The organism is Haliscomenobacter sp., from assembly GCF_041740695.1.
In the GTDB taxonomy this organism is placed as follows: domain Bacteria; phylum Bacteroidota; class Bacteroidia; order Chitinophagales; family Saprospiraceae; genus Haliscomenobacter.
Genome location: NZ_JBGSLK010000018.1, coordinates 109,583 through 120,250, shown reverse-complemented (window position 1 = coordinate 120,250; position 10,668 = coordinate 109,583). Strand labels below are relative to the sequence as shown.

Below are 10,668 nucleotides of genomic sequence, written 5' to 3'. Positions count from 1 at the left end.
CGACAAAATACACTGGCAGAGGTGTTCGCCTGTGAAAGCTGATGACGAAGATCATAGGAAAGCCGTATGCGGGAAAACCGCACGTACGGTTTGACGAGGGGGAGAAGCGGCGGCGCCGCTTCTCTCTACTCTACTGAAAATAAATGTCGCTTTGACAGTAAGATTAGTTCCTATGTGGTGTTGATCTACTTCAATGCAAATCAAACCCAATATCACGTCGATAATATTTCCCCTCAAACTTGATCACCTCCGCATTGCGGTTGGAAAACACCAAGGCCTCATCAAAATTGTCGCCATAAGAAGTCAGTGCAATGACACGACCACCATTGGTGACTACTTCTGAATCGACCATCTTGGTCCCAGCTTGGAAAACCATACTGCCTTCCACACGCTCCAAACCACTGATGACTTTACCTTTTTCGTAATCCCCAGGGTAGCCCCCGGATACCAAAATCACCGTAGCTGCTGAGCGCGGATCCATGACAATTTTTTGCTGATTCAAAGTTCCTTCCTCTGTCGCGATGAAAAGGCTCACTAAATCATTTTGCAAACGGGGCATCACCACTTCGGTTTCCGGGTCGCCCATTCGGCAATTGTATTCGATCACGTAAGGCTCATTGCCTACTTTGATCAAACCAAAAAAGACAAAACCTTTGTATACAATGCCACGTTTGGCCAAGCCATCAATGGTGGGGCGGATGATGCTGGTTTCTACTTTTTGCATCAAAACTTCATCCACGAAAGGCACTGGAGAAACGGCACCCATCCCGCCAGTATTCAACCCTGTATCCCCTTCTCCAATCCGTTTGTAATCCTTAGCTTCGGGCAAGATGAGATACTCTTTGCCATCTGTCAAAGCAAAAACTGAAAATTCGATGCCGGAGAGGAATTGCTCAATGACCACCTTGGCACTGGCTGCGCCAAATTTTCCACTCAACATCTCGCGCAATTCTTCCTGAGCTGCTTGTAGATCCTCCAGAATGACCACCCCTTTGCCAGCAGCCAAACCATCTGCTTTGAGCACAATTGGTGGGGTTTGGGTCAAAATATAATCCAATCCTTCTTGTAAGGTCGCCGCCGTGAATTCGCGGTAGGCTGCGGTGGGTATACCCATTTCGAGCATAAATTCTTTGGCAAAAGCTTTGCTACCCTCCAGTTGGGCACCAACTTGCGAAGGACCAATCACGGGCAAATGGGGAAAATGACTTTGGAAATAATCGTAAATACCACGCACCAAAGGTTCCTCTGGCCCAACGACCAGCATGTCAATTCCTTCTTGTTGGACCAATGCAGCGACTGCTGGAAAATCATTCGGATCAAGGCTCACATTGGTGCCCAGCTCAGCAGTCCCAGCATTGCCTGGCGCAATCCAGAGGGCTCTACAAAGAGGGCTTTGCCGCAGTTTCCAGGCCAATGCATGCTCTCTACCTCCACTTCCCAGCAATAGAATTTTCATGGTCTCTCTGATTTTGGCCGCAAAAATAGAGAAAACCCAGACATAAACAATGTTTTACTTTCTCTCAGCTTTTGCTCAATCGACAGCATATTCTGTAAACTGACGGTGATATTCAGGGAAATAAGCGAGCACAATATCTTTTTTTGATACTCCGTGTTCTACGAGCAGTTCGGCGATACTATTTTCCATTTTATCTTCCTGTACCCATATTTTTCCATCAATGATATCCAGGTGGAAAAGTAGATTAAATACTCTTTTTTCATTTTCCCAACCAAGGGCTATAATTTGAAAATGTTGACCATTCGGATCAATTACGGATTCAAAGCGGATTGTTTCATTACTTGATTGGTTCAATTCCTCCAAATAGGCCTTCATCACCTGTTCTATTTTTGATCGAAGAAAAGCTACTCTTTCCATGCTTGAATTGTTTTGTGCTGTGGATGAAATAAGATAAATTTCAAATTCAGTTCCGCTACAATATCCTTGAAAAACTGCAAATCATCAAGACGTTCGTGAATGTAAAATGGCATTGCCAGATACATTGTTCGTTCGATATTCTTCTTTCGCATTACAATCGAGTAACCTTGATACTGGCCAGTTGCGAGTAAAAAATCGTGAATAATGGATGGATTAGTGAAACTTTTGACCTCTACAGCAATCCTAGTTATACCTTTTTCTGCGGTGATAATCTTCTCTGCACCAAGATCAGTTTGTAGCCCACCTTCTTCTCGACTAAGCAGGGTCAAAGGATCATGGGTGATTAACCATCCCTCTTTGATAAGTGCTTCTTTTACAGCTTCGTGGTAAAAATCTCTAGCCAATGCAACTTTTTGTTATCAAAATTAGGGAAAAAAAATTGGAAATCAAACCTTATTGAATGGATTGATAATAGGGAGTACAAAAATCCATAAAAATACTAAATTTGCCGCCGATTTCGTCAGCAAATCAATTCATTAGCAGATTCATCAGCATGATAACATACCTAAGAGGAGACATCACCCAAAGAACACCTACTTACATCATTGTTGATGTCAATGGGGTAGGCTACCTGGTGCACATCAGTTTGAACACCTACAGTCAAATTGAGAAAAAAGATGAGGTGAAAATACTGACCCACCTCCACATCAAGGAAGACAGCCATACCCTATACGGTTTTGCGGATGAAACCGAACGCAGCCTTTTTCGCCACCTGATTTCGGTCAGTGGGGTAGGCCCAACTACCGCACAAATCGTATTATCTTCTCTCAATGCCGAAGAATTACGCGCCGCAATCATTGGCGAACAAGAACAAGTTTTTCGTGCAGTAAAAGGCATTGGCCCCAAAATGGCCAAACGGATCATTCTGGACTTAAAAGACAAATTGGTGAAAGATTCCGGTGATTTGCCATTAACATTTCCTTCACAAAACAATACTATCCGGGAAGAGGCGTTATCTGCATTGGTAGCTTTGGGCTTCCAGAAGATAGCGGTGCAAAAAGCCCTGAATCATCTTCTGAAAGACCAAGCTATCCAAAATGTAGAGCAGCTTATCAAGCTCGCTCTCAGAGAGCTATCTGCATAAAATCAACAATATTGGAGGCCTCCGATTCTTCTCGGTCGCCGAGTGAAGCCGAGGTGTGGGAAGAACCGGAGGCCTCCAATATTGTTGATTACCCTCCCAAAGACGCACCTAAGCTTTTTTTCCGGAAAACCGATTAAGTGGGATCGAAAGATCGAGCCCTTATCATTCCCGTGTGCAGCAGTTTGTTAATATGAATAAGACAATTTTACCATTCAGCTTGTTGTTAGGAATTGCCGTTACCCTGAGCGCGGTAGACGTAACCTATCATCCGACATTCAAATTCGGCACTAGGCCTGACCGGAAAAGCACCACCGCTTTGACTGACACCGTGCCGATCAAGGATCGCAAAGACAATTTTATCAATGCGCCCAAAACCAATCCCTTTGACATCAAAGACCCCAAGGCCATTGATAAAAAAGTGGAATATGACCCCACATCGGGCAACTACCTCATTGAAGAACGGGTAGGGGAGGACTTTTTCCGTCCACCCTCTTACATGACCTTTGATGAATATACAAAGTACCGCCAAAAGCAAGACGAAACGTCTTATTTTCGCGAACTGTCGTCGAAAACCAGGGGTAAAAAAGACGATAAAAACCCTCTGGATCCCTTTAGCAAAATCGACATCAAAAAAGACTTGATCGACCGCTTGTTTGGGGGTAATACGATCGACATCAAGCCGCAAGGTAACGTGGACCTCACCTTTGGTTACGACTACCAGCGCCTTGAAAACCCCATTCTGAACCTGCGCCAACGCGATCAGTTCCTGTTCGATTTTGACATGAACATTCAAATGAACGTGCAGGGTAAAATCGGGGAAAAACTCAACCTCAATACCAATTACAATACGGGTGCAGCTTTTGACTTTGATCAGGTCATCAAGTTGAACTACGACAGTCAAAAATTTGGGGAAGATGATATCCTGAAAAAAATCGAAGCAGGTAACGTCAGCATGCCCCTGCGTGGTACTTTGATCCAAGGTGCTCAAAGTCTTTTCGGGATCAAAACCGAACTCCAGTTCGGCCACTTGCGCCTCACAGGTTTGGTTTCTCAACAAAAATCGGAGCGCAAAAACATCCAAATCCAGGGCGGTAGCCAACAACAGGAATTTGATGTCAAAGCCGACGAATACGACGAAAACCGACACTTCCTGCTTTCACACTACAACCGTGAAGTATTTGAACCTGCGCTGCAAAACTTGCCTCAAATCCGCTCCTTGTTCAAGTTGGAAAACATCGAAGTATGGATAACCAACGACCGCAACGAAGTAGACAATGTACGCGACATAGTAGCCTTATCCGATTTGGGCGAAGGCCGGGAAGAATGGTTGGTCAATGGCAACTCCGTTGACATTCGCCCTGGCGCACCGAAGGACATTACGGGCATTCCCTTGCCTGACAACCGGGCCAACAACCTCTACGACCGGGTAATTGGACAGAGTGACGCCCGTGCCATCGAAAAATCGATCAGTACGCTGCAAAGCCAATTCGGCATGGTGCCTACCCGCGACTTTGAAAAAGTAACCGCGCGTAAATTGAAACCAACGGAATATACCGTTCACCCTGAACTGGGTTTTATCTCTTTGCGCATCAATGTGTTGCCCGACCAAACCGTAGGGGTTGCCTACCAATATACCTACAACGGTCGCTCTTATAAGGTTGGGGAATTGTCCAACAACTCGGAAAACATCCGCCCTGACTCTTCGCTGAACGTGTTGTATGTCAAATTGCTCAAAAGCACCATCCAACGCACCGATGTAGCTACCTGGGACCTGATGATGAAAAACATCTACCCTACTGGTGCCGTTCAAGTTGACCAAAAAGAATTCCGCCTGGACATTTATTACGAAGATCCAGGGAAGGGGGTAAAACGTTTTTTACCCGAAACCAACCTGCAAGGTGTGCCGCTTTTGCGCGTGTTCAACGTGGATGTGCTGAACATTCAAGGCGACCCGCAGCCCGATGGGGTCTTTGACTTTGTGCCCGATCTGACCATTAATACCAATACCGGACGGATCATGTTCCCAGTTTTGGAACCCTTTGGGTCATCCCTGCTCAAAAAAATCAAGGACACCCCAACGGATATTGCCAATAAGTACATCTATCAGGAATTGTATGACTCGACTTTGTTCCGGGCGCAGGAATTCCAGGAGAAAAACCGCTACGTGATAAAAGGGACCTATAAATCGAGTGTTTCCTCTGAGATTTCCTTGGGTGCATTTAACATTCCCCAAGGCTCGGTCAAAGTGAGTGGTGGTGGACAACAATTGATTGAGGGCCGCGACTACGAAATCGACTATAACCTGGGCCGTTTGCGCATCCTCAATGACGCCATCCTGGCTTCGGGTGCCCAAATCAACGTTTCCCTGGAAGACAATACCCTCTTTGGTTTCCAAAACCGCAGCATGATGGGTTTGCGTGCCGATTACGAAATCGACAAAAACTTCAACATCGGGGCAACCCTCATGAAGCTCTGGGAGCGGCCCTTTACCCAAAAAGTAAACATTGGGGAAGATCCCATCAACAACAACGTGTATGGCCTCGATGTCAACTTCAAACGGGAAGCACCCTGGTTGACCAAAGCCCTGGATGCCATCCCCGGCCTATCGACAAAAGCACCTTCCAGCATCAGCTTTACGGGGGAATTGGCCGCGATCCGCCCTGGTCACGCCAAAGCCATCAACCAAAACCGCAAGGACAAAGGTGGGGTGGTATACGTAGACGACTTTGAAGGAGCCAACAATACCTTCGATTTGCGCCAGCCGGTGATCAACTGGTATCTGGCCAGTGCACCAGCTGATCAAAACTCCGGCAACCCCGCCGCACGCCCGGAGGCCCTTTTCCGCGACGATGTGACCTATGGTTACAACCGCGCCAAATTGAGCTGGTACCGCATCGACAACTTTGGCATCCGTACCGGTCAGCAGGACAACGTGAACCCCTATACCCGGGTTATTCCCCAAAACGAAGTATTCCCCAACCGCCAATTGCAGTTGACGGAATTGCCCAATATTCAGACCCTCGACATCGTCTTCAACCCTCGGGAACGGGGACCCTACAACTTTGAACAACCCAACGGTAGTGCATTTTCCAAGGGTTTGGAGTTTGTGGGTGGAGAAACTTTTTTACGCGATCCCAAGTCTCGTTGGGGTGGTATGATGCGGGCACTGACCACCAATGACTTTCAAACAGCCAACATTGAGTTCCTTGAATTCTGGATGCTCAGCCCCTTCCTCAACGAAGATGGAAGTGGTAGTGCCTCACCGGATGCCGATAAAAAACAGGGTTATTTGACCTTCCAATTGGGGAACATTTCCGAGGACATTCTCAAAGATGGTTTGCGCTTCTTTGAAAATGGTCTACCCAGTAGTTTCAACAAAGACCGTCGAACCAGAGAGACTTCCTGGTCAAAAGTACCCCTCACCCAGCAGGTTACTGCTGCTTTTGACAACGATACCACTTCGCGGCGTTTGCAGGACGTTGGTTTGGATGGTCTAAGTGATGCTGGTGAACGGACAAAATTTGCACCCTGGTTGAACGCCATCCGCGCCGTGAACACCAATGCTGCGGCACGTTTGGAGCAAGACCCTTCGGGTGACAACTTCCGCTTTTGGAACGACCCCAGCTTCCCAGACAACGTTGATGTAGTCACCCGTTACCGCGACTTCAACAACCCTGAAGGCAACTCAGAGACGAACACCAGCCGCCAAAGCCAAAGTTCTTCCACCAACAACCCCGATGCGGAAGACTTAAACTTCGACAATACCCTCAACGAAACGGAAGCCTACTTTCAATACCGCATTCCGATTTTTCACGATAAAAATGGAGAAATCAATCTCGATTCGGCCAGATTGCGCGATGGTGGGGTGAAACTCGTCACCGACCGCATTGAAAAAGATGGCCGCATCTGGTACCGTTTCCGCATGCCATTGAGCCAGTTCGATCGGGCAGTAGGTGGGATTCGCGACTTCCGGTCTATTCGTTTTATGCGTATCTTAATGGATGGTTTTGAAAAACAGGTCAACTTCCGTTTTGCTACCATGGAATTTGTACGCAACCAATGGCGAAAATACACCCAGGATTTGTCGCCGGATGTGAACACCCCCTGTACCATTGACGCACCAACAGTATTTGAAGTGGACGCGGTGAACATCGAAGAAAACACCGATCCCAGTGAAGCACGTCCATTTGGTTATGTATTGCCCATTGGCATTCAACGGGAACAATCCATCGGAGGGGTCATCAATACGCTGCAAAACGAACAGTCGCTTTCTCTGACCCTGCAAGAACTTTGTGATGGGGATGAAAGAGCGGTTTTTAAAAACATTGGTTTGGACATGCGGGTATACGAGCGGTTTAAGATGTTTGTACACGCCGAAGATTTTGACCAAACCATTGCCCCTCGGGACACTTCCGGCTTGCGCATCTTTGTGCGTTTGGGTAGTGACTTCAAAAACAACTACTACGAATACGAAATGCCGCTGAGGCTGTCACGGATCGATCGTTTGCCGGATACTCAAACACCCAGTACTTCACCGGCGTATAAAGAAGAAGTATGGAAACTGGAAAATGAGTTTGACTTCCCCTTGGCTTTGCTGCGCGAAGTTAAAGAAGAGCGAAATGCTACCAGCGGTGCCAATCTGGATCAGGAATTCGTCAGACAAATTTCGGTGACGCTGGAAAACGAACAAACCGTAACCCGCTGGGTCAAAGTACGAGGCAACCCCAACCTGGGTAATGCCAAAATTGTGATGATTGGTATTCGTAACCCTCTAGGAGGAGAAACCTCTACTGCTGGTGCGGTAGTTTGGGCCAATGAAATGCGCCTCACTGGCCTTGACGAGCGGGGTGGGGTAGCTGGGATCGCCCGGATGGACATCCAAATGGCCGACTTGGGCAACGTGACCATCGCTGGTAATTTTGGCAGCATTGGTTATGGTGCCATCGACCAAAAAGTGCAACAACGCAGTCGTTTTGACAATTCCGGATTCGACATTGCAGGCAATCTTGAATTGAACAAGTTTTTGCCCCAAGACTGGAACTTGCGCCTGCCTTTTTACGCCCAATACTCTCGTAATGTTGAAACGCCTGAATTCGATCCTTACGACTTGGACATCATTTTGAAGGAAAAAATCCGCAAAACGGACAATGCCACCGTGCGTGACTCCATCGAACGGACTACCCGTGAAATCAGCACTGTAAAAAGTTACAACTTCACCAATGTGCGCAAGGAACGTAGTGGCCAAAACCAGAGCAAACCCATGCCTTGGGATATTTCCAACTTCTCAGTAAGTTATGGCTATACGGCTACCGAACGCAGTGACCCCTTTATCGAAAGCGATCAGATTGAGAAATACAATGGTGGGATCAATTACCAGTTCAGTACCCAAGCCAAGTACATTCAGCCTTTGAAAAAACTCAAGGGCAGTGCGCTCAAACTGATTTCAGAACTGAATTTTAACCCGATCCCCAGCTCTTTCACCTTTAGTTCCTTGATGGATCGGCAGTTCCAGACCACCAAATACCGCTTTACCGACCTGGATCCCAAGTTCAGCACCTTCTTCAACAAACGATTCCTCTGGGCGCGTGACTACAACCTCCAATGGGATTTCACCAAAGGGCTGAAATTCAACTTTAACGCAGCCAATGATGCGGTGATCGATGAACCCGATGAAGCAGAATTGCGTGAACGGGGTTTGCCATTGGGGGAGCAAAACCGTTACCGCCGGGATAGCATCTGGAGCAACATCAAAAACCTCGGGCGGACCAAAAACTATCAACACGAGTTCACCCTCAACTATACCGTACCTACCAAGCTGATTCCCTACATGGAGTGGGTAGGCATCAAAGGCCAATACCGGGGCAACTACGGCTGGACCGCAGCTGCCTTGAACACCGACTCCCTGGGCAATGTGCTCCAAAACGGTCAGAACATCCAGGCCAACGCCGACTTCAACTTTGACCAGTTGTACAATAAAATCCCCTTCCTACGCAAAATTGAACAAGTGTCGCGTCAAGGAGGGTCCAATCAGGAAAACCGCCGGAGTAGCCAGGGCGATGACAAGGACAAGGAGAAAAAAGCCAGCGCCGAATTGTCGCCTGCTTTGAAATTGATCTTGCGGCCCCTGTTGTCTCTCCGCAAAGCACGTTTTAACTACTCCGAACAACACAATACCGTAGTGCCAGGTTATACGCCTGCTTCTCGCTTATTGGGGATGAACCAGTTCAATTCCCCGGGTTGGGACTTTGTAGCGGGGATTCAGCCGCGCATCAGCAAATTGCGCGAGGATGAATACGGTACAAGTAAGGACTGGTTGGCCCAGTCGGCGAATCAGGGCTGGATGTCGAGCAGCGTATTCCAAAACCGCGAAGTGACCCAGTTGTCAACCCAAAACTGGGATGCCCGCGTCACCATCGAACCTTTCCGCGACATGCGCCTCGACCTGGACATCAGCCGTAGTTATACCCAAAACCATTCGCAGTACTTCAAGGATACCCTGCTGGACAACAATGCGCGCTTTGTACACGCCATTCCGCAGGATGTGGGTACTTTGACCATGTCATACTCGGCGCTCAAAACCTTGTTCAGAGGGGATACCGCCGATTTGCGCACCCTTTTCAAAACTTTTGAGGACAACCGGGTGATCATTTCCCAACGCTTGGGCAATGGGGAGCACGTGGATACCACGCTGGCGCAACAAGGCTATACCTTTGGTTACGGGCGTACCCAGCAAGAGGTATTGATTCCGGCGTTTTTGGCAGCGTACACTGGTCAGGACCCCCGGGGTATCAACTTGAACCTGTTTGAATTGTTGCCACAAGTCAACTGGCGCTTTACCTACAATGGTTTGAGCCGTTTGCCTTTCTTTAAGGAGTATTTCCAGAGTTTCAGTTTGACGCATGGTTACAAATCTGCTTTGACCATCAATACCTTCAACACGGGGCTGGACTTCCTGCGCACTCGCGATCAGGGCTTCCTCAACGAGTTGAACAACAACTTTTACCCACGTCTGGAAGTACCTGAACTGGTAATCCAGGAAGGATTCAACCCGCTGATCGCAGTGAGTGCTGCCATGAAAAATGGCATGACCTTCAACTTCGACTACAAGTTGACCCGCAACCTGGCCATGAGCTTTGTGAGCAACCAGTTGGCGGAAACGCGGCGCAAGGAGATCGTCTTTGGGTTTGGCCACAAAATCAATGATTTTGACATCAGCTCCCTTTTCGGCGGGACCAAAAAGAAGAAACGTCCAGCTCCGAAACCAAGTACTACCCCGGGTTCAACGCCTGGTAGCACCGCCATTGCCCCCCGAGGTCTGGATTTACAGTTCAACTTCTCACTCAGCGATGACGTGACCTTCAACCACTTGCTCGATCAAGGGGTACGGGAACCAACACGTGGTAGTTATAACCTGAGCATTTCTCCTTCGGCTGAATACAAATTGAACCAGCGCCTGTCGCTGCGCTTCTTTGTGGATTATCGTCGGAGTGAACCGAAGACCTCAGCGGGGTATCCAAGAACGGATTCTTCGGGTGGGGTAATAGTGAGATTTGCGTTGCAATAATTTTTTTTAGTGAAAAGCGAAAAGTGAAAAGCAGGTACACCAGCAGCCTTTCAACTTTTTTGTGTAATTTTTTGCATAAAAATTTGG

General features: G+C 47.8%; 5 protein-coding genes. 2 read left to right on the top strand and 3 right to left on the bottom strand.

The genetic code is table 11. The features are described from left to right. Positions 1-190 precede the first annotated feature (190 nt). The 3 genes from purD to ACEW9O_RS03430 all read right to left on the bottom strand — a co-directional run bounded on the left by purD (position 191) and on the right by ACEW9O_RS03430 (position 2,277). Positions 191-1,456 (bottom strand): phosphoribosylamine--glycine ligase, encoded by a 1,266-nt coding sequence (gene purD, locus ACEW9O_RS03440; protein ID WP_373548724.1) that lies wholly within the window; start codon positions 1,454-1,456, stop codon positions 191-193. A 75-nt stretch (positions 1,457-1,531) separates the two neighbouring features. Continuing rightward, positions 1,532-1,873 carry a XisI protein gene (locus ACEW9O_RS03435; RefSeq protein WP_373548723.1) on the bottom strand — a complete coding sequence of 114 codons (342 nt, stop codon included), beginning with the start codon at positions 1,871-1,873 and terminating at the stop codon, positions 1,532-1,534. Next, positions 1,861-2,277: an element excision factor XisH family protein gene (locus ACEW9O_RS03430; RefSeq protein ID WP_373548722.1), complete on the bottom strand. Its 417-nt coding sequence runs from the start codon at positions 2,275-2,277 to the stop codon at positions 1,861-1,863. The genes ACEW9O_RS03435 and ACEW9O_RS03430 overlap by 13 nt, the downstream gene beginning before the upstream one ends. 149 nt (positions 2,278-2,426) lie before the next feature. On the opposite strand from ACEW9O_RS03430, the gene ruvA reads away from it, so the two are divergent. Further along, entirely contained in the window at positions 2,427-3,017 is a 591-nt protein-coding gene (ruvA, locus tag ACEW9O_RS03425) for a Holliday junction branch migration protein RuvA (RefSeq protein ID WP_373548721.1), read from the top strand. Positions 3,018-3,207: 190 nt separating this feature from the next. Further along, entirely contained in the window at positions 3,208-10,581 is a 7,374-nt protein-coding gene (sprA, locus tag ACEW9O_RS03420; protein WP_373548720.1) for a cell surface protein SprA, read from the top strand. The last annotated feature ends 87 nt before the right edge of the window (positions 10,582-10,668 follow it).

What these genes read in the sequence shown, in the direction of transcription:
- purD (WP_373548724.1), bottom strand. Translation starts at nt 1,456, where the DNA reads ATGAAAATTCTATTGCTGGGAAGTGGAGGTAGAGAGCATGCATTGGCC.
- ACEW9O_RS03435 (WP_373548723.1), bottom strand. Translation starts at nt 1,873, where the DNA reads ATGGAAAGAGTAGCTTTTCTTCGATCAAAAATAGAACAGGTGATGAAG.
- ruvA (WP_373548721.1), top strand. Translation starts at nt 2,427, where the DNA reads ATGATAACATACCTAAGAGGAGACATCACCCAAAGAACACCTACTTAC.
- sprA (WP_373548720.1), top strand. Translation starts at nt 3,208, where the DNA reads ATGAATAAGACAATTTTACCATTCAGCTTGTTGTTAGGAATTGCCGTT.